The sequence below is a fragment of the Chitinivorax tropicus genome, assembly GCF_014202905.1.
GTDB classification, from domain to species: domain Bacteria; phylum Pseudomonadota; class Gammaproteobacteria; order Burkholderiales; family SCOH01; genus Chitinivorax; species Chitinivorax tropicus.
Genome location: NZ_JACHHY010000022.1, coordinates 44,041 through 68,080, shown reverse-complemented (window position 1 = coordinate 68,080; position 24,040 = coordinate 44,041). Strand labels below are relative to the sequence as shown.

Sequence of the window (24,040 nt, the reverse complement as noted above, 5' to 3'; positions counted from 1 at the left end):
GAGATGCCCAACCCCTCACAATCCCTATTGGTCAGGCTTCAGCTCAATCTATCGGACGGACAGACCAAAGGTACCATTGCCACGTTATGTCAGGATGCAACGGGCAATTACTATCTATTGACCTGCGGCCATGTGGTTGTGCATTTCCGTTCCAGTCAATTGCTCATTGATAGGCGGTGGTCGATTCCCTTTGGGGTGGCAGCCAATCTGGAGCCCAAACCAGGTATCGATGCCGCACAACTGGACGCTGCCCTGATCGATATTGACGCCACGCTGGCAAAGACGTTGATGCCGCTTTACCCCACGCTGTTGTCTGCCGGTCAGGCGGGCGCTCCAGTGCTCTCCGACGAAACGGTCTTTGTACAGACCAGTCATGGTGTGGTACGAGGCATCGTCATCGCGCACGAGGACAATTTCCCCATTCTGGTGGAGCGAGATGACGGCAACCAGCGGGCGGTTAGCCAGGTCGTCAGGATGGCTGTCCGATACCGGCCTGAATCCACCTTGTTGGATGGGGACAGTGGCGCTGCGGTATGGAATGCGCGTGATGAGCTGGTCGGCATCCATTGCGGTGTTACCCAGGCAGCGGGCGAGGCCTATTTCTGTAAGACATCAGCCATTGCTGATCGATTCCAAATTCAATACATCACCAAGCCGCGCGCATCGACTGGGCCATCTGCCAGCCCCACCCTGGCCGGTACAGCTTCGCCACCCATCCCACTTCCCTCCGATGAGCAAGAGGCGCTGGCCCGCACCATCTGGGGTGAAGCAGGGGAGCTGGGCAATGAGGCCATGCAAGCGGTTGCCGCCGTGGCGTTGGCACGGCGCAAATTCGGCAAGTGGATGGGCTGCAATATGGTCGAGGTCTGCCACAAACCCTATCAATTCCGCTGCTGGGATGCCACGAGCAGCACGATCAAACGCATGCTGCTGAGATCGGAGCAATTGAGCGTCGCCGAGCAAAGTACCTTGAAGATGGCGCAGACCATTGCCGAACAAGCGTTGGCAAATGGCATTCAACCCGACCCGACAAAAGGCGCAACCCGCTATCACCCGGACTGGATCGTACCGCCACCGGCTTGGGTAGGTGCGTGCCAGCCCTGTGCGCGTATCGGCGGGTTGAGCTTCTACAACGATATTGATCTTTAAGGAGCCGCCATGAACTCCATTGCACTGGATGTCGTATTGGGCCTGATGCTGATCTACCTGTTGTTCAGCATCCTCCTAACACAGATCAACGAAACCGTTCTGAATCATGCCTTTGGGTTACGCGGCTCGAATATGGAGTCGGCCATTCACTCCGCATTTGGCTCAACCGGCAGCAAAGACACATCTACCCAGGGCATTACGCAGGATTTCTATCAACATGGCCTGATTGCATCTTTGTATGAAAATGATCGCAAGCCATCCGCCATACCCAACGACATTTTTGCAAAGGCTTTTCTGGATGTCCTGGTGCAATACCAGGGTGCAAAGCCAAGCTCGCCAGGCGAGTTCATGGCGCAGATGGCCAACAATACCAAGATTCCCAACAAGGATAAGATCGTTGGCAGCCTGGCCCCGCTGCTGCGGGGCAACGAAGCGTCATGGGAGAGCTTCGAAGCAGCGGTTGGCACCTGGTTTGGTCATGTAGGTGAACGCAATATCGGCTGGTATAAACGTAAGCTCCACAGCCGGACACTACTCATCGCTTTTGTACTGGCATGTAGCGCCAATATCGATACGCTGTATCTTGCTCATATGTTGTCGATTGATTCGGCCACCCGAGAGGCATTGGCCAGCAGTGCAACCCAGGCAGCCAAGGCCGACACACCGGAAGCTGCCGTGAAGTCGGCCAAGGTCAGCCTTGCACCGACAAGCAGCGCCGCCAGTGTTGCCAGTGCCGCTAGTGCCAATAACGCGCTGGACATCGATAACGCCTTGATCGGCGCCACCCAGGCTCTGCGGGATTTGATGATCGACAACGCTGAATTCCGCCAATTCTGCCTTCCCAATTCACCTGGCGAAACTTGCCCCAACCCAGCGCTGCGCTGCCAGAACAGCCCTTACCACTGGATTGACCGCCTTTATCAAAACCGGCAATCCATTGCCAAAAGCTATTTGAACCTGGACGAGGAAGTATTGAAGCCATCCAACCAAGCACCGGGTTGTGCTGGCACCCCGCCCCAAGACCTGTTCCAGATCCGTCATGACCTCTCGGAACTGATCATTGCCATCGGCCAGACCTTCCCGGACCCAACCCGCAAAAATGACAAGGATCTGAAGGCGCGGATCGACAAGATCACCACGCAGATCAATCAAGCCAACCAACTGATTGCTTTTGATGTGAAGCGCCTCGCCCCGATAGGAAAAGGCATATGTGGTGGTCTGCGTTCTCCTTTCAAAGAGGAGTGTACCCGTTTGCAAATTGCCGCCAGCCGAGGCGAATTCGGTATTCCCATCGGCAGGGGTGAAGATACCTGGCAATTCCAGCAGTATTATCATGGGATCAAGGGCCAGAACGACCCACTGGCCCTGTATTGGGGTTGGCTAAAATTGGTATTTGGCTGGTTTCTCACAACCATTGCCTTGTCGCTGGGCGCCCCGTTCTGGTTCGATCTACTGAAACGGGCCGCCCCGCTCAGAGCTGCCCTGGCCAGCCAAGCCCCAGCCGCAGAGCAGACCGCCACGACGGCATCTGCCACCGGCACGCCTTCCCCGTCGCGCGATGGCTGGTTTGCCAATACGGTGAATGATGCAGAGCGCCGCCTCTCGCCAAACCAGATCATGCAGATCCAACAGAAATTAGGTGTCCCGACCACTGGTGAGCTGGATGGCAAGACCCGCGATGCCATTTATGCCTTCCGCAAGGACAAGGGCGACGCCACGCCGCTGTGGGAGCTGGATGAAAACTGGATCAAGCAGCTGCTCTGGAACGTGCCCACAGCACAGAGTGGCACCAATAACCTGCTGCCTAACCCCTCCGCCGCGCCCAATACGCCACTGGAGCTCAATGTGCGCCACCCTGACGTCATCTTGCTGAGGCGAGCGCTGATCAATCATCAACTGCCCGGCGAGCCCGCCAATAGCGAGCTGTTTGATGAAGCGTTGGGTGCCGCCGTCACGAAATTCCAGAGCCAGCAAGATATCTCGGTGGATGGCACGGTTGGCCCCATCACTTGGCTGGCCTTGACCCAAGTGATCGATGAGCTGCCCGCCAGCCTGATGCAGCCCGTGTGGATGCGCTACGCGATTCAGGAGCTGGGAGTGCAGGAATTTGCCGGTCTGCCATCCAATCCTGCCATCGACAAATACCGTCGTGCCGATAGCAGCAACGATACCCCTGGTGATGAGGTGCCATGGTGTTCCAGCTTTGCAAACTGGGTGATGAAGCAGGCCGGATATGTGCCAAGTGGCTTGCGGGTTGCATCCAGCTGGCGCGATTGGGGTGAGCCCTGTCAGCCCATCTATGGCGCCATCGTTGTCCTGTTGCAAGTGGGCAAGGCCGACCCTGGAAAAGGGCCTGGTGCCCATGTCGGCTTCCTGCTTGCCGAGACGACCGAGCGCTATATCGTGTTGGGCGGCAACCAGAGTGATCAGGTGAAGGTCAGTCAGTTCCTGAAGACAAAACACCGCTTGTTGGCTACCCGCTGGCCCGACACGGGCCAGCAAGACCCGCAAGCGGTTGCCCCTGATGATGACCAAACCATCCGCCCCTTGCTGGAACCCGATCCCGCTGACAAGCCCCGTTTACAACGAGGCAGCGGCGACCGATCAGCCGTACTGCGTCTACAGCGGCTGTTGATCAATGCCGGGGCCAGCCTGGTTGAGGACGGCTTGTTCGGGCCCCGGACGGAGCAAGCGGTGGTTACCTTTCAGTCCCAAAACAGCCTGCCGGCTACTGGTGTTGTGGGTGTGCCGACTTGGGATATGCTGATGTCTGCTGGTGCTGGTGCTGGTGCTGGTGCTGGTGCTGGTGCTGGTGCTGGTGCTGGTGCTGGTGCTGGTGCTGCACCTGCAGGTGCGGGTATTCCAGCACGTTTGGTTCCTGCTGATTTGCAGACAGCTGCCAACGCGCTGGGTATAGAACGCGCAACTATCCAAGCAGTGGTGGCGGTGGAATCATCCGGGCGGGGGTTTTACCCAACAAATGGCAAACCCATTGTCCGGCTGGAGGGGCATATTCTCTGGAAAGTGTTACGTGAACTAGGGCTTGACCCCGAAACGCTGGCCAACCAGCAAACAGGTCAGCCCTATACCTATTTGAACCCCAGCTGGGACGTGCGCTTCAACCAAGTGGGTGATAAAGAATGGGATCGTTATCTAAAAGCCTGCAGTTTCCTAGCTGCCCAATTGGCTGGCCGCCCCATTCCAATCACGCCTTACGGAACACTGACAGCGGCAGAGATCCCCGCATTGGCCACCTCGTGGGGCATGTTCCAGATACTGGGGATGAATTTCAAGGCGTGTGGGGCGGCAGATGTGGCCGCCTTTGTCAGCCAGATGTCTGCAGACGAAAAAACTCAGCTCGATCTGTGGTGTCAGTTCATTCAAACCGAACGCAAAGGCAAGATGGTGGAGGCATTGAAAGAACGCGACTGGGCGACTTTTGCCCGTTTGTACAATGGCCCCGCCTATGCGAAAAACCGTTACGACCAGAAGTTGGATCACGCCTACAACAAGCTGAAATAGCCACCCCATACCAACGGACAAGCCACGCTGTAACGTAGCTTGTCCGACCTGGGGTGCGAGGGCGGGCTGGCGTTCCCTGATTACAGCCAGGTTTCGCCTTCCACTTGATCCAGCGCGGTTTTCAGCTCTTCACGCGCCGCCTGGATCAGATCCTGATCTTGTGACTCCAGCGCTGCTTGGAAGCGTGCGGTTTCATGGCCGATGAACAGGCGCTCTTCGCCACGGGTCTGTTGATACAGGCGATCTGCTCGCGCCAGGATCGCCGTGTTGACCAGTTGTTCGCGCGGGTGGATTTTCAGCTTCGCCAGCTCAGCCAGGCGCTGTTTGACTTCCTCTGGCTTCAGCACGCCGGGGTTTTCTTCGATCAACAGCTGCCGCTTCTCGCCGGTTTCGTCCACGGTTGTTTCGGCTTCCAGCAGCCCGTTGACATCGTAGGTGAAGCGGATGGATACGCTGACATCGCCTGCTGGCTTGGGGGGCACAGGCACGTGTAGCTCGCCCAGGAAGATATTGTCCCGGATCAGCCGGCTCTCGCCCTGATAGATTCTGACCATCACGGCAGCCTGATTGTCGAACACTGTGGATACCGTTTGCTCCCGCGATACAGGCACCACCGAGTTGCGCTCGATGATAGGGAGGAAAAACCCCGCCTGATAACGGCCCGGCGCGATCTGTTCGCTGATTTCCACGCCAAGTGTGTATGGGCAGACGTCGGTCATCACGATTTCGTCGAGTGCCGCATCGCGCATCTTCAAGCCAGCCTGCACGGCGGCCCCCTGGGCGATGACTTCGTCTGGGTTCAGGTGCATGGCGGGCAGGCGGCCAAACATCTTGGCCACCAGTTTTTTGATGATGGGCTTGCGGGTTGCCCCACCGGCCAAGACGATCTGATTCAATTCATGCGCCCGGATACGTGCGTCACGCAATGCACGCTCGATCGGCTCGCGCAGACGTTTCAGCAAGGGCTCCGCGATTTTGGTGAATTCGGCTTCGGTGACGACCCAGGTCAGCGGCTGGTTCTGGTATTCGATCGTGAATTCCACGCGGTCGCTGCTGCTCAGCGCACGCTTGACCCGTTCGCCTTCCTTGCGTAGTGATTGATAAAGGTAAGCATCAGCCTTTTTATCGGTCAGCCCAGCAGGTTTGCCGACCTTTTCGATGAACTGATCGATCAGGGCTTCGACAAAATCTTCACCACCCAGCAGGTTGTCGCCCGCGCTGGCGCGCACTTCCATCACGCCTTCGAACAGCTCCAGAATGGATACATCGAAGGTGCCGCCACCCAGGTCAAATACCAGAAAGCGGCTTTCCAGCTCGCTCTGGTTCAAGCCATAGGCCAAAGCTGCCGCAGTCGGCTCGTTGAGCAGGCGCTCAACTTTCAACCCGGCCAGCTGTCCGGCGATTTTGGTGGCTTTTCGTTGCGCATCCGAAAAATAGGCTGGCACGGTGATGATGGCTTCTGTCACCGTTTCGCCCAGAAAGCGCTCTGCGTCTTCCTTGATGGATTTGAGCACCAGCGCCGACAGCTCTTCGGGCCGGAACCGCTGGCGACCCAGCTGGACAACGCGATCTGAACCCATATAGCGCTTGAACAGCGCAGTGGTCAGATGCGGGTGGGTAATCAGCCGGTCACGTGCTGGCAGGCCAACCAGCACATCGCCATTGTCATCCAGGCCCACTACCGACGGGGTCAGGTTGTGGCCCAATGCGTTGGGAATCATGACCGCCTGCCCATCGCGCCAGACGGCGCATAGGCTGTTGGTGGTGCCAAGGTCGATACCGATAATCATGGGTCAAAGCAAAATCAGGCAATGAAACGATTCATTTTACGTTGCTACGCGCAAGATGGCATCCATTCGTTTATACCAATCAGCCCGATTGGGCTGATTCAACGTGAACACTGCGTGTTCCTGAGTGGATAATCCTTGCCGGCGCTGCCCACTCGGGAGCAATGACGGGCTGGTTGAACACGGTTTCATCACCCGCATCGGCCAGCCCGATCGCACGCGATGAGCCCATGCCAACCAATCCGGCGTGGGCATCATCCACGCCGGCGCTGCGTCATCTCGATGGGTAGCCGCCATCGGTCATGCTGCCGGTCAAATAGACAACGCTCTGTTTTCCGTTGACCAACAAACGATTCAACTCACGTTGCCATTCGGCCAATACCGCTGGCGGAATCGCCTCGCCCGCCAGTTGTGGCACCAACAGCAGGAAATGCCAACTATCGGTCGTCTCGTGGTTGTCGGCGTCGTCCCACACCAATACGCGATGCCCGCCACTCCCTGCCTGGATGCCGACATCAGCGGTCAGCAGGATCTCGTTACGGGCTTGTGTCGGGCGGGTCGCGACGGTCAGACCGTTGCGGATCTCCATATCGGTCACAGCAATGGTGCGAGCTGGGTCGAAACGCGGGGGGAGAAACACTTCCGTCGGGGCATCGCTACGGCGACCCTGCCAGACCAGCAACGCAAATTCACGGTCTGCCAGCCAGGCCTTCCCATCCAGCTTCAGCATGCTCCATTGCAGGGGCTTGCCCGCCGCATCGCGCGGAATGGCATTGAAGTGGAATTGCACCATATCGCCCTGGGTGCGGCGTGGGTAGATGCGCTCGATATTTGCTGCGTCGATGTTGTAGGCAAGTTGGCCATTTTGATACCGTACTACGGAGTAGTCTTCGTCATTCCATGCGTCAGCGGTGGTCAGCAGCTTGGCCGGGTTGCCGTTCATGATTTCTTTGTGTTGGTTGTAGTACCGATCCCATTGCCATTGTGTGCCGGACAAGACTGGCGCATAGACATCGATGAACCGGTCTTTGTTGTGTCCATAGGTGGTTGTCTCCAGCCCCTGGTACATGGCCTTGATGATCCGATTGGTGTCTTGATGGCCACGTTTGCCGTTGCCCATGCCAAATTCACTGACAAAGGGCGGGGACTGCCAGAAACGGGACTCCTCGCGGATCTCCTCAAAGTGGGTCAGGTAGGCTCCGTTGTTGACCGCTCGTAGGTCTGTGCCTTGCCGCCCCGCATCGTAGAAATGGGTGTTGAACACAAAGCGACCGCCTGGTGGTGTTTGCAGGTGTCGCCCACCGGTTGCTGGGGCCACGATCCCCACTGAGGTATTCCAGAACACCAGAGGCTCGGCAAACACCGGCTTGTCTTGCCAGCCCGCAACATCCATGGCCTGGCGAACCCGCTCATAGAAGGGCCATAGTTTACGGTTGTCCCATTCCTTGGCGGACAAGCCTTCCATGCCGCCATCCACGGGCTCATTGAATGGATCAAGCCCCAGCACTTTGTCGTAAACCGTGCTGGGTAGACGGTTACGCAGATAGCGCATGGCTTCGGTCAATTGCCAGATGAAGCTGTCCTGCACACGCCGCCAGCCCACGGGCGTGTTCACCGGCGCATTGTTCCAGAAATGACGGAATGCCCGCCGCACCGCTTCATCGGTCAGGTTGTGCTGTGCCCAGCTGACGCAGATGATGCCGCAGTATTCCGCAGGGTAATTGCCGCCTGCAGTGATCCACAATGGTGCGCCATTGCCGGTGTGCCACGAGTTGGGGTTGAACAGATGCCGGGAATACAGGTCTTGATGGTAATCCAACAACACGTACATCCCCCGGGTCGTAGCGGCCTCGATCTGCTGGGCGATCTCATCCAGATAGGCTGTGTTGATCTGATCGGGCGCAGGGTGGATGGCTTCCCAGGCAACCAGCAGGCGGATGACATTGGCGCCTGTTCTGGCTCGCAGATCGGCCAAGCCCGAATTGGCATCGGCTATTGAGCGGAATGGCTTGAAGCCGCTCTCATTCAGTTTGGTCGAGCCGGAGACATTCCAGCCCCGGAATACAGCCTCCCGGCCCAGCCCATCGCGGAAAATGGCATCATTGAATTGGCGGCCAGCAATCAGAATACGTTTGGTATCGGTGTGGATCTGTGATGCAGCAGGGGATTGATCGATCGTTTCCAGATCATGTGTTGCGGCAAATAATGGGCTGCTGATCAACAACAGCACCAGCGCCATCAACTGCAACCGGATGATTGGCCAGACGTGGTGCCGGTCTGGATGGACTTGAAACAGGGGTGGTGCTTGATGCATGGTGCGCTCCTCGTAATTGAGCACCATGACCCACATTGGCCGATCAGGACGGCGATGGCGGAGAACCTAGGCCATTCGGACAAGACAAGATGGGCGGTGCCTATATCGATCTCTCACCATGTTCCTGACGTGCTGTGTGGCACCTTCCGGCGACATGGCGGGATCATTCCAATATGCGACCAACAAAGCCCGGCAAAGTTGCCGACCCAGGGTATTGAAGCCAGATTGACCAAGCATTGCAATACCGCTACTTGAGTTGCTGTCAAAGTGGCCCCACCTGCGAAACCGTCTCAACAGACCTATCATCCCATCCATCAGCAGATTGTCCGCCCCGCGTGGCTTAAATTGCGTAGTCCTCCTTTGCGAACACCTTGGCCTGGCGAGGGCGGATGAACACCCGTTCGCCTTCCTTGAATTGGCGCCCTGCGTAGGCGTCTCTGGGCATTTCGGCTTCGACGATCTCCTGGGTGTCCTGCAAGGTCATCTCCAGCCGCACCATCGGCCCAATGGCCCGTATATGGTTGATCACCACTGGCAAAGCATTGCCAACCTGTGTTCGATCGATATCGATGTCATGCGGCCTGACAAAAGCCACCGCCTGACCATCATGGGTGTCCGGTGCGGGCCAGCGTGCTTCGCCAATCTCGGCAAACCCGGCTTGTACACGGCTATGGAATAGGTTCACATTGCCGAGGAATTGATAGACAAACTGGCTGGCCGGCTGGTCATACACGGTGTCTGGGCTGCCGATCTGTTCGATCTTGCCTTTATTCATCACCACTACACGGTCAGCGACCTCCAGTGCCTCTTCCTGGTCGTGGGTGACGAACACGGAGGTGATGTGCATTTCGTCGTGCAAGCGGCGCAACCAGCGGCGTAGTTCTTTACGTACTTTGGTGTCCAGCGCCCCGAAAGGCTCATCCAGCAACAGCACTTTGGGCTCGACCGCCAATGCACGAGCGAGGGCGATGCGTTGGCGCTGTCCACCTGACAACTGGGCTGGGTAGCGATCCGCCAGCCAATCCAGCTGTACCAGGCCCAGCAGCTCGTGCACCTTGCGCTTGATTTCGGCTTCGCTGGGACGGGTTTTGCGTGGCCGCACCCGCAGGCCGAATGCAACGTTCTCGAACACAGTCATGTGTCGAAACAGTGCATAGTGCTGGAAGACAAACCCTACCTGCCGCTCTCTGACATGGGTGTCGGTCGTGTCCTCGCCATGAAAGAGGATCTGGCCACTGTCGGGTGTCTCCAGGCCCGCAATGATGCGTAACAGGGTGGTCTTGCCACAGCCAGATGGCCCGAGTAACGCCAGTAATTCACCGGTCTGGATGTCCAGATTGATATGGTTGAGTGCGGTGAAAGTGCCGAATTGTTTGTTGATGCCTTTGATTTCAATGCTCATGGTATGCCTCAATCCATTACTCGTCGTAAGCCATACGCTTGGCTTCAGCCACATCCCGCTCTGCTTTCCACTCCACCCAGGTTTTCAGGCCCAGGGTCACCAGCGCCAACAACGCCAGGATCGAGGCACAGGCAAATGCCGCTACAAAGTTGTATTCGTTATAAAGAATCTCGACATGCAAGGGGACGGTATTGGTCAGGCCGCGAATGTGGCCAGACACCACGCTGACCGCACCGAACTCGCCCATGGCTCGTGCATTGCACAAGATCACACCGTACAACAGGCCCCATTTGATGTTCGGCAACGTAACCCGCCAAAAGGTCTGGAAACCCGAAGCACCCAAGACCATTGCGGCTTGTTCCTCCTCTGAGCCCTGTGCCTGCATCAGCGGAATCAGCTCACGCGCGACGAAAGGGAAGGTGACGAACACGGTTGCCAACACGATGCCAGGCACGGCGAAAATGATCTTCAGATCGTGCTGCTGCAACCAAGGGCCCAACCAGCCTTGCGCGCCGAACAGCAGCACATAGATCAGGCCTGCCACCACCGGTGAGACTGAAAAGGGCAGGTCGATCAGGGTGGTCAGCAGGCTTTTGCCTTTGAATTCAAACTTGGCGATGGCCCAGGCCGCTGCAATGCCGAACACCAGATTCAGCGGTACTGCGATCAAGGCGGTCACCAAGGTCAGCTTCACTGCGGATAAGGCATCTGGGTCTTGTAACGCGGCGATATAGGCACCCCAGCCTTTACGCAGGGCTTCGACAAACACGGCTGCCAGCGGCATCACCAGAAAGATGGCCAGGAACACCATGGCCAGCCCGATCAGCAGCCACTGCACCCAGCGGGCTTCGGTGGTCACCACGGAACGATGTGCGGTATTCGTCTGCATCAGCGGCGTCCTCCGGTGCGGCGGGTGCTCCACCATTGCATGAGATTGATCAACAGCAATAACGCAAAACTGAGCACCAGCATCACCACTGCCACGGCAGTTGCGCCGGTGTAGTCATATTGCTCAAGCTTGGAGATGATGATCAGCGGCGTGATTTCAGACACCATGGGAATATTGCCTGCAATAAAGATCACCGAACCGTATTCACCGATGGCCCGGGCAAATGCCAGGGTGAAACCCGTCAACAGTGCTGGCCAGATGGTCGGCATGATGACGCGGCGAAATACCTGCCAGCGGCTGGCACCGAGGCTGCTGGCGGCTTCTTCCAGCTCTGTCTCCAGATCCTGCAATACAGGTTGCACGGTTCTGACCACAAATGGCAGGCCGATGAAGGTCAGCGCAACCACGATGCCGAGGGGAGTGAATGCCACCTTAAGACCCAGGGGCTCCAGATATTGCCCCACCCAGCCGTTCGGTGCATAGATCGTGGTCAGCGCAATCCCTGCAACAGCTGTGGGTAGGGCAAAGGGCAGATCGACCAGAGCATCCACCAGTCTTTTGCCTGGGAAGCGATACCTGACCAAGACCCATGCCACCAGCAAGCCGAATGTCAGATTGATGGCAGCCCCGATCAGCGATGCGCCGAAAGTCAATCGGTAGGCTGCCAGTACACGAGGTGCGGTGACCGTCTCCCAGAATTGCGGCCAGGTCAGGGTGGCGGTTTTGAGGATCAATGCTGACAACGGAATCAGCACGATCAGACATAGCCAGAAGATGGCGTAGCCCAGCCCGATGCCAAACCCTGGCAGCACACTATGTTGCTTGAATTGCATGGTGGTTCCAGACAGAAATGGAGTAGGGCGCTACACCGCCCCACTTGGTTACTTTTTCAGATAGATCTGGTCGAACACACCACCATCGTCAAAGTGTTGCTTCTGTGCCTTCTTCCAGCCGCCGAATGTATCGTCTACGGTAAAGAGGCTGATCTTGGGGAACTGTGCTGCATACTTCTTGAGTACATCAGGGTTGCGTGGGCGCAGGTAGTTCTGGGCGGCGATTTCCTGCGCCTCCGGGCTCCACAGATAGGTCAGATATGCCTCTGCTGCCTTGCGCGTGCCTTTCTTCTCGACCACTTTGTCCACCACCGCGACAGGTGGTTCGACCAGGATGGAAACCGTTGGATAGACTACTTCGAAATTCCCCCGGCCAAATTCACGGGCAATCATCTCGGCTTCGTTTTCAAAAGTGACCAGTACATCACCAATCTGCCGCTGCATGAATGTAGTGGTGGCCGCCCGACCACCCGAATCCAACACCGGTACGTTCTTGAACAGCCCGCCGACAAAATCACGTGCCTTTTGCTCGGTGCCACCTGGCTGCTTCAGCGCATAGCCCCAGGCCGACAGATAGGTGTAGCGGCCATTGCCGGATAGCTTCGGATTGGGGATCACCACTTGGGTTCCTGCCTTGGCCAGATCACTCCAATCCTTGATCTGCTTCGGATTGCCTTTGCGGACAATGAATACAGAGGCCGAGGTGAAAGGCACGCTATTATTGGGCAGACGGCTGGCCCAATTGTCTGGCAGCAGTTTGCCCTTTTCCGCGAGGATGTCGATATCGGTCGCCATGTTCATGGTGATGACGTCGGCAGCCAGCCCATCGATCACCGCTCGCGCCTGCTTGGTCGAGCCGCCATGCGACATCTGGATCTGCAGCTCTTCGCCTTGCTTGGCCTTATGGCTTTTCAGAAAGGCAGGGTTCAGATCTTTGTAGAAGTCGCGCATCACATCATAAGAAACATTCAGCAGGGGCTCGCCCGCGTTGGCCATGGCCGCCACCCCCAAAGACAATGTACACAACAGTCGTGACGCCAAGCGCAACATCTTCAATCTCCCAGTCTGTTTCATCAATGAAGGCAGAGTCTAACAAAGCGCCTTATATTCAATAAATAATGGTTTACGCATTGTTTATATCAAATATGAATATGAAAGTGGGCCGCTCATCCTGCTGCTATCCTTGCCTGTGCCTCATGCACCAGCTCATTCAATAGCACCAAGCCATCTTCCCATTCCCCCAGGCCTGAGTCGCCATTGATGTGACCCGCCCCCGGTAAAGTGATCAGCTTTGCCCCCCAGTCACTTGCAAAGGCTTGGCTGCGAGATAAGGTGCAATATGGGTCATCATCACTCGCCACCACAAGTGATGTGAATGGCAGGGGCACCCGGGGAATGGGCGCAAAATTCCGGATCACCGGCGGTGCATTGTCACGCTCGACATCGGCTGGCGCGACCAGCAGCGCACCCACGATTTGGCCTGCACCCTGTGCGGCGGCCAGATGCACCGCAGTGATACAGCCCAGGCTATGTGCCGCCAACACAACCGGCCCATCAATGGCAGCCAGCTGGGCCGCCAGCGTGGCAACCCAATCCGCCTGGATCGGTACAGACCAGCTCTGTTGCCGCACTCTTGCAACCTGCGGCAGGCGTTGCTCCCAGCGGGTTTGCCAGTGCAACGGCCCTGAATCATATAGCCCCGGTACGATCAAAATGGTTGCCGCTACCATCTTCCATCCTCTTTCGCTGAATTACATGCTTGAAGTATCAATATGTTGCAACCGCCTTCACGGCTTGTCCGGTTGCGAAATCCACCCGGGCTTCATGAGCGGCGGCCAATTGCTGGTGGCTGTCCACATGCCACACCAAAGTGGCCATGCCTGATAAAGAGGCCTGCTTGCGCCAAGCACCCAGCTCATGGGGAACCGTGCCCGCAAATGTCAGTGTTACCAGCTCGGGGCGGTTGGCTGGTGCAAAATATGCCAGCCTGCTCAAGGCCGGTAGATCTGAACTGGCCGCAACCTGATAGCCCCGCTGCCGATAATTTGCAATGGACTTGGCGAGCAAGGTGGCATCGCTTTGTGTGCCGCTTGGTAGATGGATCACGATATGGGAGGCAGATACTTCGAATTGTTGCAACACCTGCTCAAAAAAACGCCCATGATCATCTTTGACAATGCCCAGCAAGCGAGGATGTACATCCAGAAACAATGCGCCGTCCAGGCGTTGTAGTAAGGCATTGGCCACATGCAGGGTTCGCACCAGTCGATCCAGATTGACCAAGCCGCTGTTATCAAATGCCAGTGCAAACAGTCTGGATGGATCGACCCATTGCCCATCTGGCAGTGTGGATTGCAATATGGCCCGCCAGCCAACAATTTCATGGTCAATCAAGGACACCACAGGATAAAACACACTCGTCAGCCGGTATTTGAAAAACCGTCCTACCACTCGCCCTTCTTCCAACCGGAAGGGTGGGAATTGCAGGAAGTGCTGGGTATAGAGCTGTTCGAGGTGGCGGATGATCTGTTCAGGGGGCATGTATTTACCTCAGCAGATGCGGCCAAGCATCATCATGATATGGGAGGAAATACATTACCAGTCACTGAAAATAACTAAAAATTATTTATAATGATTTTTATATTCCAAAAATTAATATGCAGCCTGCCCACCAGTCACTGACTTGATCAGCCCACATCAGGAAGCAGCAGGAAGTCGATGAGTACCTGCACGGCTTGCATGATTGGTAAATCACCACAATCCACTGTGAGATCAGGTGCCGCTGGCGGTTCATAAGGGCTGTCAATACCGGTGAAATGTGCAATCTCTCCCCCACGTGCCCGGGCATAGAGGCCTTTGACATCGCGTTGCTCGCAGACGCTGAGCGGCGTATTGATGTAGATCTCGTGAAATCGGCAGGGATGGATCAATGCTTTGGCCAACTGCCGATCGCGTGCGAAGGGTGAGATCGTCGCAACCACCACCACCAATCCGGCGTTCGCCATCAAGCGCGCCACCTCGGCAATCCGCCGGATGTTTTCCGTGCGATCTGCCGCAGAAAACCCCAGGTCACGATTCAGCCGGGCGCGGATCAGGTCCCCATCCAGCACGGTGGAGGAAATCCGTCGTTCCGCCAGGGTGCGTGTCAACGCATTTGCCACCGATGTTTTACCCGCGCCGGACAGCCCCGTCAGCCACAATACCCGCCCCTGCGCATCCGGGCGTGCCTGACTCAGCCATGGATCATTCAATGGATGATTGTTTTCCTGTGTTTGATGATTCTCCACTCATTTCCCCTTGGTGGCTGGTCCGACACCTGGCACATCGTACCGGCGCTGATTGGCAAGTGGCTATCGACTAACGTCCTCCTGCACAATGTATTGTTACCCTGCCCAAACAATGCCGTGTAAAATACGCCACTATTTTTCCCATCGTGTTCCAGTCATCAATCTGGCTTTCCACTTGGTATCGTCTGATCATGCAAGCAGCTGAACAGACTTGATTTTTGGCCATGTGGGCCCATTTTGATGAATAGAGCGCTCAGATTGAGTACCATCGCAAGATTCTTTTCCTCATGCCCAACATGCAAACCTTCGTCCCCGGTCAACGCTGGATCAGCGACACCGAAACCGAGCTGGGTCTCGGTGTTGTCATTGAATGTGATTTCCGTCTGGTCAGAATCGGCTTTCCTGCCTCAGACGAAACGCGCGTCTATGCCCGTAACAATGCCCCGCTGACCCGCGTCCGTTTCAATGCGGGCGACACCGTCAGCACCCGCTTTGGCTGGAAGATCAGCATCCAGGATGTCTCTGAGGTGGCGGGGTTGCTGACCTATGTCGGCACCCGGGCCGGTAAGCCAGTGGAGCTGCCCGAAGGTGATCTGGATCATTATCTGCAATTCAGCCAGCCGCAGCAGCGATTGTTCAACGGACAGCTGGATCGCGAGAAGTGGTTTCACCTACGCTATGAAACACTGAAGCACCTGCACGAGCTGGAGCAATCACCGTTGACGGGGCTGCGTGGCCCACGCACCAGCCTGATCCCTCACCAACTGTATATCGCCCGTGAAGTGGCCAATCGTGCCGCGCCGCGTGTGCTGCTGGCGGACGAAGTCGGCCTGGGCAAGACCATTGAAGCAGGGCTGATCCTCTCGCAACAATTGCTGACCGAGCGGGTAAGCCGCGTGCTGATTGCCGTGCCAGAAGCCCTGCAGCACCAATGGCTGGTGGAAATGCTACGCCGTTTCAACCTGCATGTATCGTTGTTTGATGAAGAGCGTTGCATCGAGTTCGACGAAACCGATGACAACCCCTTTGCGGCGGAAAACCTGGTGCTGGTTTCCATCAACCTGCTGGCGAAAAAGCCCAAGCGTCTGGAGCAAGCCTTGGCAGCGGGCTGGGATATGTTGATCGTCGATGAGGCGCATCACCTGATATGGGAAGAGCATCATGTCAGCAAAGAATATGCAGCCATCGAGAAACTGGCCCATGAAACACCATCGGTATTGTTGCTGACCGCCACGCCGGAGCAGCTGGGGCAAGCCAGCCACTTTGCCCGTTTGCGGCTGCTGGACCCAGACCGTTTTTATGACTTCTCCGCCTTTCTGGAGGAAGAAGCCAATTTTGTACCACTGGCCGAGGCCGCTCAAGCCATCCTCGATCATGAGCTGTTGCCCGCAGAGTGGCACAGTCAGTTGGCTGACTTTGTCGATGAAGACCAGCTGCCGCTGATCGATAAATTGGCTGACCCGATGTTGCCTGATGAAGAGCGCGCCCAGGCCCGGGACACCGTATTGCGCAACCTCATCGACCGTCATGGTACGGGTCGGTTGCTGTTCCGCAACACCCGTGCCACCGTGACTGGCTTTCCGGGCCGTGCAGTGCATACCTACCCGATGACGCTGCCGATCAAATACGAGCTGGGTTTTGTCGAGCTGGAAGAAATCAACCCGTTGCTCTACCCGGAAATGCTGGCTGATGAGGATTGGCTGAAATTCGACCCCCGAGTGAATTGGCTGGTCAAGCTACTCAAGGACACATTACGTGGGCAGAAGGTGTTGATCATCTGTCATCGCGCACTGACGGCAATTGACCTGGAAGAAAAGCTGCGACTGGAAGGCTTGCGTACCTCGGTCTTCCATGAAGGCATGAGCCTGACCAATCGTGACCGTGCGTCGGCCTATTTTGCCGACCCGGTTGAGGGTGCACAGGCCTTGATCTGCTCGGAAATCGGCTCTGAGGGCCGTAATTTCCAATTCGCACATCATCTGGTGCTGTTCGACATCCCCCTATCGCCCGATCTGTTGGAGCAACGGATTGGCCGTCTGGATCGGATCGGTCAGACCGAAACCATCAATCTGCACGTCCCCTATTTTGAGCACACAGCACAGCACGCACTGCTACGGTGGATGCACGAAGGGATCGACGCGCTGCGCACCACCTGCCCGGCTGGCCATACCCTATACGAAGTGGTAGAGGAGAAGCTGCTGGCAGCTCTGTTCGAACCTACTCGCACGGATGCCATCGACAAATTGATCGAGCAAAGCCAGAAGCTGAATCAGCACCTAACCTCAGAGCTGGAACAAGGGCGTGATCGCCTGCTGGAGCTGAATTCCTGCCGCCAGCCCGATGCCGATCAACTGTGTGAGCGGATTCAGGAAGAGGAAGACATGAGCCATCTCGATGCGTTCATGGAGACCTTCTTCGGCGCGATCGGGGTGGATGTGGAAGAACACTCACGACATGTATTGAAGCTGGAACCCGGCGAAAACATGTTGATCCCCCACCTGCCGACACTGGAAGACGAAGGCACACTGGTGACCTTTGATCGGGACACCGCGTTGTCACGCGAAGATGTCCAATTCTTGACCTGGGAACACCCCATGGTCAGGGCCGCACTGGATTGGATGCGGGAGAGCCAGCACGGCAATGCCGTCGTCAGCGTGATCCAGTCGCCCAAGATCAAAGCCGGTACGGTCTTGGTCGAAACCCTGCATACCGTGCAATGTGCCGCACCCAAGCACCTGCGGGCAGGCCGTTTCCTGCCGCCAATGCTGCTGCGCCATGTCACCGACTCGACAGGGCGTGAGATGGAGCTGGATATCCGACTGCGTGGCTGCGAACGTGTTGGCGTTGAACGTAAGGTGATCAACGAAATCCTGCGCCTGCAACAAGCACAGATCCGTCAGATTCTGGAAATGGGCGAACGCAAAGCAGAAGCAGAGCTGCCAAAGCTGATCAAGCAGGCCACAGCCTTGCTGAATCATGCCCAGGAGGGTGAAATCGCCCGGATGAAAGCGCTCAGAGCAGTCAACCCAAGCGTACCTCAGATCGAAATCGATTATCTACAACAAGAGAAGCAACAGCTACAGACCGCCATTGATAACGCACAATTGCGGCTGGAAGCCATCCGCGTCATCATCGCAGCCTGATGGATGGCCTCAGACCCAAGCTGGCGGCCTGCGTAAGCAGGTCGCCCCAGAGGGTAGGGCGCACAATCCATCATTTCCAGCATCTGCACAGGCTGACAAATCACCCAATCAGGGCATGATGGCGTGCCGAACGACCTGTTTGTCGGTCAGCAGGCATACATTTCGCGGCAAACGCCTGAATGGAAAAAATCCATATATATCAAAGGATTGCAGGCTTTGCCGTCAGATTTGCCTGCTCTTCAAGTGCGACCATCGCCGGGCAATTCCTTGATCCTGGAATTGCCCTTTGCATTCACCGCTCCACCCCGTTTGGCGGTGTAGGGTGTACAAATTGACGTTGTTCAGTCGCCTTTAGCGTTGGAAGTGTCACCCACGCCAGCTTGATGTGCCTGCTGGTCAGCATGGTAGCTACTGCGGACCATCGCACCGACTGCCGCATGTTTGAAGCCCATGGCATAGGCTTGCTCTTCGAACCATTTGAACCGATCAGGGTGCATATACCGTAAAACCGGCAGGTGACCGTTTGATGGTTGCAGATACTGTCCCAAGGTGAGCATATCGATGTCGTGCGCACGCATGTCCCGCATCACCTGCAGAATTTCGTCGTCCTCTTCTCCTAAACCAACCATGATGCCGGATTTGGTTGGGATACCAGGGTAGCGGGCCTTGAATTCCTGCAACAGTTTCAGCGAGTGCGCGTAGTCTGAGCCGGGGCGGGCTGCTTTATATAGGCGCGGCACGGTTTCCAGGTTGTGGTTCATGACGTCTGGCAGGCCGTTGCCGAAAATGTCGAGGGCAGTGTCAAGACGCCCACGGAAGTCGGGCACAAGCACTTCGATGGTTGTCTTCGGGCTGAGTTCTCGTGTTTTGCTGATGCAATCGACAAAGTGTTGTGCGCCACCATCACGTAGGTCGTCACGATCAACTGAGGTGATCACGACGTAATTGAGCTTCAGCGCGGCAATGGTCTGGGCCAAGTGCAGCGGTTCGTCTTGGTCCAATGGCTGTGGGCGACCGTGGCCCACGTCACAGAATGGGCAACGCCGGGTACAGATGTCGCCCATGATCATGAATGTTGCGGTGCCCTTGCCGAAGCATTCACCGATGTTCGGGCAGCTGGCCTCTTCACACACCGTGTGGAGTTTTTGATCACGCAGGATCTGTTTGATTTCATGAAAGCGCGTGCTGGATGGTGACCGGACGCGAATCCAGTCCGGCTTGGGCAGTCGCTGCTCAAGTGGGACGATTTTGATGGGGATGCGCGCTGTTTTGTCGGCGCCCTTCAGTTTTACTTTTTCAGTCTGGTCGGTCATCGCGGTTCCTGTGCGTTCAGCACGATATTACGTTCGAGATGGCGCGCCAACTGTTGGGCCACCTCATCAATGGGGAGTGAAATCCCCAAGTCTTTCAATTGGGAGATCGGCATGTTGGCATAGCCGCATGGATTAATCCAGTTGAAGGGAGTCAGATCCATGTCTACATTCAGCGCCAGGCCGTGGTAGCAACAACCGTTTTTGATCCGTAATCCCAAAGAGGCAATTTTTGCCCCCGCCACATAGACGCCCGGCGCATCTTCGCGGCCATAGGCGCTGATACCTTGGTCGGCGAGCAGGTCGATGATCGATTGCTCCATCCGCCTTACCAGCTCGCGTACGCCATAGCCCAGCCTGCGGACATCCAACAGTAGATAACCGACCAGCTGGCCTGGCCCGTGATAGGTGATTTGCCCGCCTCGTTCGGTGCGGATCACGGGAATGTCTGTGGTTTGAAGCAAGTGTTCAGGTTTGCCCGCCAAGCCCAGTGTGTAGGTTGGCGGATGCTGTAACAGCCATAGCTCGTCTTCCGTATCGGGTTGACGGCTCAGGGTCAGGGTTTCCATGGCGGCCACTGTCGGCTCATATGGAGCCAACCCCAGGTGCTTGACTAGCCAGGTCATTGATTCGACTCTTTTTCAAATTTGCTGAGATCAAGGCTCAACAAAGGTAATTTACGATCCACGCCCAATACGGGGCGATCCACCCAACCCAGCAGTGTTGCACCCAGATGCTCATAAAAGCCACGTGCATAGGGGTCTGATTCAATCAGAACGTGCGTCAGCCCACGCGCTTGCACGCTTTGAGCTGCCGCGCGAATCAGCAACCGTCCCCAACCTTTGCCCATATAGGCCGGCAGAATCCAGCAATCGACCAAGTTGGCTTGTCCATGGGCAAAACAGATGCCAACCAAGCCGATGACCTGATCACCCAGTTGCAACGCGTGGTAGCAGTCTTGCGTGATCTGCGCGGCGCTGATGGTCAGCTGGGGGCGCCAGACATGCAGCCATTGCTGTGGGTAGCCCCAATGTGCTTTCGCAGCCTGTGCCACTTCGCTGAACGTTGTTGCGTCAGCGGGGGTGGCTGGCCTGATGAACGGCAAAGTACTCAGAACACCACCTTGACAGCCGGGTGGCCGGTAAAGGCCAGATAAAGGGTATCGAGCTGCTGTTTTGATACGGCGTTAATGGTAACGGTCACAGACAGATAGTTGCCATTCTTGCTAACCCTCATCTCAAGATCTGATGCGGTGAAATCAGGGGCATGCTGCAAAGTGATATCGTGGATGATCTGAGCAAAATCTTCGGTGCGCACACCCATGACCTTGATTGGAAACCGACAGGGAAACTCAATCAGGGTTTCCTGTTGCTGACTCATGTGTCGCCTCCTTGCCTTAAAACAGAGTCTTTGTAGGTCTGATAATACGCATCCATTTGCGCATTCATCGGCCCTGGCCGACCAGTGCCGACCGGGAAACCATCCAATGTGGTGATGGCCAATACTTCCTTGGTGGATGAGGTCATCCATAATTCGTCCGCAGTGCGGATTTCTGCCTCGCTGACAGGGCGGATCTCATGTGGTACGCCATGTTGCTTGGCCAGCTCCAACACCAGGTCATAGGTGATGCCAGATAGCATCAGATGTGACTTGGGCGGTGCCAGAAGCAAGCCATCCTTGACGACGAAAATATTGCTGGCAGCGCCCTCAGTCAGCATGCCATCCCGCAGCAATACGGATTCCGCACAGCCCGCAGCAAGGGCTTCGTTACGCAACAAGACATTGGCCAGTAAGGCAATGGCTTTGATATCGCAGCGCAGCCAGCGGATATCTGCTTTGGTGATGGCGCTGACGCCTTTTGCCTTGGTCTCGGCGCTTGGCGTCGTCAGTGGCATGGGATAGATGAAGACGCTGGGCTGAGCACTGGTGGGGAATGGGAAGTCCCGATTGGGCCCTGCACCGCGCGTCACTTGTAAATACACGGACTGGTCATCGAACGAATGTCGGGAGATGGCCTCCAGCACCAATTCCCGCCATGTCTCACGCGGGTGCGGGTTGGTCAGCCTCACAGAGGCCAAGCTTGCTTCCAGGCGGCCCAGGTGCTCATCCAGACGGAAAGGGTGGCGCGAATAGACTGGAATGACCTCGTAGATACCATCCCCAAACAAAAAACCGCGATCCAACACTGCGATTTGTGCAGTCTCGACAGACTGCCATTGCCCATTGAGATAAATCATAGGGGGTTGCCCTTGTGAGCGGTTGTCAGATCGTGATGACCTTGGTGTCGGCAATGCGGTCATGCAGTGTCTGACGTGATTTGCTGAAAATGAATACCGAATCGACCAAGCTGACCAGGCTACCCGCAAACGGGATCAACCCTAATAACTGGATCGGCAATATGCGCAGCAGAATGATGCGCGATAACGGAATCCGCTCGCCATTGGTGCGCACGATGCGGGTTCCGACGAATTTTTTACCTAGGCTTTGCCCGTCGCGATGCAAAAAATAACCGTTGATGCCGATGTAGACCACAAAGCCCAGTGCGCCGAACATCAGCATGGTGGCAAAAGGCAGGCTCTCGGCATCAGCGGGTGTCACGCCAACCATGGCAAATATGGCACCCCAGACCACGATCATCATGATCACACCGTCAATCAGTGCGCCAGCGAATCGTTTGCTGAGTGAGGCGAGCTGCTGTTCCACCGCAGGCGTACCGTGCTGGACTTGCGCCGTGGGCGCGGCATAGGGATTGAACGGCTCTGGAGCAGGCATGGTGGATACCTTTGCAGGAGTAGGATATAGACCGCTATTTTAGCGGTAAAAATTGGTATTTACTTATATGCTGTGCAGACAAATACATTCAGCTGTTGGCATGGAACACTGCGAAAGCAGCCCCCTTGCGGGTTCTGACCACTACCGACCATCATGCCAACCAGCGTCACGGCAAATGCCGCCGTACCAGCATCACCGAAGGAATGTCCTGTCGCATCTGCCCATGAAAAACAAATGCCCCGTGCCTGCGTCGCACGGGGCAGTGTGGCAGATTGGGTTACTTGAACATCAGCCGAAGGCTGTCCCAAGTCCGACCGACAAATCCTGCTTGTGGTACGTTGCTCAATGCCACAACAGGATATTCCCCGATGGTTTTGCCATCGAGTGTCAGCGAGATCTTGCCGACACGTTGCCCAGCTGATAACGGCGCAACCAGCGGTTGCTGGGTGGTGATGGTCGCTTTGATACGGCTTGCCGCGCCCTTGGGCAGTGACATATACAGGTCACCTCGGAAGCCCACGCCGACCTTTTCTGTTTCACCCTTCCACACTTGAATCTGTTGTAGAGGCTGATTGGCGGCATACAGCTTGGGTGTTTCGTAGAATTGCAGCCCCCAATTCAACAGTTTGGCTGACTCGGTGGCCCGGACATTTTCGTTGGCCGCACCCAGCACCACCGAAATCACCCGACGACCATCCCGTTTGGCGGACGCAATCAGGCAAAAGCCCGCGCTGTCGGTGTGCCCTGTCTTCATGCCATCGACGTTTGGATCACGCCACAACAACAGATTGCGGTTCGGCTGCTTGATCTTGTTGTAGGTGTATTCCTTCTGGGAATAGATCGGATAGAACTCTGGGAAGTCATGAATGATGGCTCGGGCCAGGATACCCAGATCACGTGCCGTGGTGTAATGCTCTGGATGGGGCAGGCCGGTCGAATTCATGAAATGGGTATTGGCCATGCCAAGCCGTTGCGCTTCTTTGTTCATCAGCTGCGCAAATACGTCCTCACTGCCAGCAATGGCTTCAGAAAGCGCAATGCAGGCATCATTCCCGGATTGGATGATCATGCCGTGGATCAATTCATTCACGGTCACGGGGATTTTCGGGTCGATGAACATCACCGACCCCTCTTTCTTGTATGCCGCATTGGAAACCGGCACGACTTGATCGAGCTTGAGCGAGCCTTGCTTGATCGCTTTGAAGGTCAGATAGGCGGTCATCAGCTTGGTCAGGCTCGCAGGCTCGATCCGCTTGGTCTCATCTAGGGATGCCAAGGTCTGCCCACTATAATAATCAGTCAGCAGGTAGGCTTTGGCGGCGATTTCGGGAACCGGCGGAATCAACAAGGTATTCGCACTGGCAATATTGGCAGCGCCCGCCAGGCAGGCAAATGCCAGGACTACTTTCTGGAATGCGTTCATGGACAACGTTTGAATGTAAGTGCCGAAGCAGAAAAAAAGAATTATAGCGGAAGCAACCGATAACCTGTTGCACGCTTCATTCCACGTAAAACCATCAAGCCAACATTGTGTTGACCTGACGGGAAGCCGTCAAACCAGGCCTTGCCAATGGGCAACCAAACCATCCCAATCATTCGAAATGCCGATCCAATCAATGAAGTGCTTGCTGC

At 56.3% G+C, this 24,040-nt stretch carries 19 protein-coding genes; 3 read left to right on the top strand and 16 right to left on the bottom strand.

Annotated elements, in window-relative coordinates:
• Positions 1–3 precede the first annotated feature (3 nt).
• Together HNQ59_RS15975 and HNQ59_RS15970 are read left to right on the top strand one after the other, a co-directional pair.
• Positions 4–1,149 carry a cell wall hydrolase gene (locus tag HNQ59_RS15975; RefSeq protein ID WP_184041396.1) on the top strand — a complete coding sequence of 382 codons (1,146 nt, stop codon included), beginning with the start codon at positions 4–6 and terminating at the stop codon, positions 1,147–1,149.
• Positions 1,150–1,158: 9 nt separating this feature from the next.
• Positions 1,159–4,671 carry a TIGR02594 family protein gene (locus HNQ59_RS15970; protein ID WP_184041395.1) on the top strand — a complete coding sequence of 1,171 codons (3,513 nt, stop codon included), beginning with the start codon at positions 1,159–1,161 and terminating at the stop codon, positions 4,669–4,671.
• 80 nt (positions 4,672–4,751) lie between these two features.
• Here the strand turns inward: HNQ59_RS15970 and HNQ59_RS15965 are convergent, their stop codons facing one another.
• The 9 genes from HNQ59_RS15965 to cysC all read right to left on the bottom strand — a co-directional run bounded on the left by HNQ59_RS15965 (position 4,752) and on the right by cysC (position 15,183).
• The gene (locus HNQ59_RS15965) at positions 4,752–6,461 is read right to left on the bottom strand and encodes an Hsp70 family protein (protein WP_184041394.1); all 1,710 of its coding nucleotides are present in this window, start codon (positions 6,459–6,461) and stop codon (positions 4,752–4,754) included.
• Positions 6,462–6,732: 271 nt separating this feature from the next.
• Positions 6,733–8,772 carry a cellulase family glycosylhydrolase gene (locus tag HNQ59_RS15960; protein WP_184041393.1) on the bottom strand — a complete coding sequence of 680 codons (2,040 nt, stop codon included), beginning with the start codon at positions 8,770–8,772 and terminating at the stop codon, positions 6,733–6,735.
• Positions 8,773–9,112: 340 nt separating this feature from the next.
• A complete protein-coding gene (locus HNQ59_RS15955; RefSeq protein ID WP_184041392.1) occupies positions 9,113–10,174 on the bottom strand; it encodes a sulfate/molybdate ABC transporter ATP-binding protein in 1,062 nt (353 codons plus the stop codon).
• A gap of 16 nt (positions 10,175–10,190) precedes the next feature.
• Positions 10,191–11,063: a sulfate ABC transporter permease subunit CysW gene (gene cysW / locus HNQ59_RS15950; RefSeq protein WP_184041391.1), complete on the bottom strand. Its 873-nt coding sequence runs from the start codon at positions 11,061–11,063 to the stop codon at positions 10,191–10,193.
• Positions 11,063–11,896, bottom strand: a complete 834-nt coding sequence (gene cysT / locus HNQ59_RS15945) for a sulfate ABC transporter permease subunit CysT (protein WP_184041390.1) — start codon at positions 11,894–11,896, stop codon at positions 11,063–11,065. The genes cysW and cysT overlap by 1 nt, the downstream gene beginning before the upstream one ends.
• A gap of 48 nt (positions 11,897–11,944) precedes the next feature.
• The gene (locus HNQ59_RS15940; RefSeq protein WP_184041389.1) at positions 11,945–12,946 is read right to left on the bottom strand and encodes a sulfate ABC transporter substrate-binding protein; all 1,002 of its coding nucleotides are present in this window, start codon (positions 12,944–12,946) and stop codon (positions 11,945–11,947) included.
• Between the two features lie 116 nt (positions 12,947–13,062).
• A complete protein-coding gene (locus HNQ59_RS15935; protein ID WP_184041388.1) occupies positions 13,063–13,626 on the bottom strand; it encodes an RBBP9/YdeN family alpha/beta hydrolase in 564 nt (187 codons plus the stop codon).
• 37 nt (positions 13,627–13,663) lie between these two features.
• Entirely contained in the window at positions 13,664–14,437 is a 774-nt protein-coding gene (locus tag HNQ59_RS15930; protein WP_184041387.1) for an EAL domain-containing protein, read from the bottom strand.
• Positions 14,438–14,583: 146 nt separating this feature from the next.
• On the bottom strand, positions 14,584–15,183 hold the full coding sequence (cysC, locus tag HNQ59_RS15925; protein WP_343074302.1) for an adenylyl-sulfate kinase: 600 nt from the start codon (positions 15,181–15,183) through the stop codon (positions 14,584–14,586).
• A 287-nt stretch (positions 15,184–15,470) separates the two neighbouring features.
• Between cysC and rapA the strand changes: the two genes are divergently transcribed.
• Positions 15,471–18,326: an RNA polymerase-associated protein RapA gene (rapA, locus tag HNQ59_RS15920; protein WP_246491039.1), complete on the top strand. Its 2,856-nt coding sequence runs from the start codon at positions 15,471–15,473 to the stop codon at positions 18,324–18,326.
• A gap of 341 nt (positions 18,327–18,667) precedes the next feature.
• Here rapA and lipA read toward each other — a convergent pair whose 3' ends face one another.
• The 7 genes from lipA to HNQ59_RS15885 all read right to left on the bottom strand — a co-directional run bounded on the left by lipA (position 18,668) and on the right by HNQ59_RS15885 (position 23,831).
• Entirely contained in the window at positions 18,668–19,639 is a 972-nt protein-coding gene (gene lipA / locus HNQ59_RS15915) for a lipoyl synthase (protein ID WP_184041386.1), read from the bottom strand.
• Positions 19,636–20,262 carry a lipoyl(octanoyl) transferase LipB gene (gene lipB, locus HNQ59_RS15910; RefSeq protein WP_184041385.1) on the bottom strand — a complete coding sequence of 209 codons (627 nt, stop codon included), beginning with the start codon at positions 20,260–20,262 and terminating at the stop codon, positions 19,636–19,638. The genes lipA and lipB overlap by 4 nt, the downstream gene beginning before the upstream one ends.
• The gene (locus HNQ59_RS15905) at positions 20,259–20,741 is read right to left on the bottom strand and encodes a GNAT family N-acetyltransferase (protein WP_184041384.1); all 483 of its coding nucleotides are present in this window, start codon (positions 20,739–20,741) and stop codon (positions 20,259–20,261) included. Before HNQ59_RS15905 ends, lipB begins: the two co-directional genes overlap by 4 nt.
• Before the next feature lie 5 nt (positions 20,742–20,746).
• On the bottom strand, positions 20,747–21,016 hold the full coding sequence (locus HNQ59_RS15900) for an HP0495 family protein (RefSeq protein ID WP_184041383.1): 270 nt from the start codon (positions 21,014–21,016) through the stop codon (positions 20,747–20,749).
• A complete protein-coding gene (locus HNQ59_RS15895) occupies positions 21,013–21,873 on the bottom strand; it encodes a D-amino acid aminotransferase (RefSeq protein WP_184041382.1) in 861 nt (286 codons plus the stop codon). Before HNQ59_RS15895 ends, HNQ59_RS15900 begins: the two co-directional genes overlap by 4 nt.
• Positions 21,874–21,898: 25 nt before the next feature.
• Positions 21,899–22,408: an RDD family protein gene (locus HNQ59_RS15890; RefSeq protein ID WP_184041381.1), complete on the bottom strand. Its 510-nt coding sequence runs from the start codon at positions 22,406–22,408 to the stop codon at positions 21,899–21,901.
• A 277-nt stretch (positions 22,409–22,685) separates the two neighbouring features.
• Positions 22,686–23,831 carry a D-alanyl-D-alanine carboxypeptidase family protein gene (locus HNQ59_RS15885; protein ID WP_184041380.1) on the bottom strand — a complete coding sequence of 382 codons (1,146 nt, stop codon included), beginning with the start codon at positions 23,829–23,831 and terminating at the stop codon, positions 22,686–22,688.
• Positions 23,832–24,040: the final 209 nt, after the last annotated feature.

Coding starts and splice junctions, on each gene's coding strand:
- HNQ59_RS15975 (WP_184041396.1), top strand. CDS start 4: ATGCCCAACCCCTCACAATCCCTATTGGTCAGGCTTCAGCTCAATCTA.
- HNQ59_RS15970 (WP_184041395.1), top strand. CDS start 1,159: ATGAACTCCATTGCACTGGATGTCGTATTGGGCCTGATGCTGATCTAC.
- HNQ59_RS15965 (WP_184041394.1), bottom strand. CDS start 6,461: ATGATTATCGGTATCGACCTTGGCACCACCAACAGCCTATGCGCCGTC.
- HNQ59_RS15960 (WP_184041393.1), bottom strand. CDS start 8,772: ATGCATCAAGCACCACCCCTGTTTCAAGTCCATCCAGACCGGCACCAC.
- HNQ59_RS15955 (WP_184041392.1), bottom strand. CDS start 10,174: ATGAGCATTGAAATCAAAGGCATCAACAAACAATTCGGCACTTTCACC.
- cysW (WP_184041391.1), bottom strand. CDS start 11,063: ATGCAGACGAATACCGCACATCGTTCCGTGGTGACCACCGAAGCCCGC.
- cysT (WP_184041390.1), bottom strand. CDS start 11,896: ATGCAATTCAAGCAACATAGTGTGCTGCCAGGGTTTGGCATCGGGCTG.
- HNQ59_RS15940 (WP_184041389.1), bottom strand. CDS start 12,946: ATGTTGCGCTTGGCGTCACGACTGTTGTGTACATTGTCTTTGGGGGTG.
- HNQ59_RS15935 (WP_184041388.1), bottom strand. CDS start 13,626: ATGGTAGCGGCAACCATTTTGATCGTACCGGGGCTATATGATTCAGGG.
- HNQ59_RS15930 (WP_184041387.1), bottom strand. CDS start 14,437: ATGCCCCCTGAACAGATCATCCGCCACCTCGAACAGCTCTATACCCAG.
- rapA (WP_246491039.1), top strand. CDS start 15,471: ATGCCCAACATGCAAACCTTCGTCCCCGGTCAACGCTGGATCAGCGAC.
- lipA (WP_184041386.1), bottom strand. CDS start 19,639: ATGACCGACCAGACTGAAAAAGTAAAACTGAAGGGCGCCGACAAAACA.
- lipB (WP_184041385.1), bottom strand. CDS start 20,262: ATGACCTGGCTAGTCAAGCACCTGGGGTTGGCTCCATATGAGCCGACA.
- HNQ59_RS15900 (WP_184041383.1), bottom strand. CDS start 21,016: ATGAGTCAGCAACAGGAAACCCTGATTGAGTTTCCCTGTCGGTTTCCA.
- HNQ59_RS15895 (WP_184041382.1), bottom strand. CDS start 21,873: ATGATTTATCTCAATGGGCAATGGCAGTCTGTCGAGACTGCACAAATC.
- HNQ59_RS15890 (WP_184041381.1), bottom strand. CDS start 22,408: ATGCCTGCTCCAGAGCCGTTCAATCCCTATGCCGCGCCCACGGCGCAA.
- HNQ59_RS15885 (WP_184041380.1), bottom strand. CDS start 23,831: ATGAACGCATTCCAGAAAGTAGTCCTGGCATTTGCCTGCCTGGCGGGC.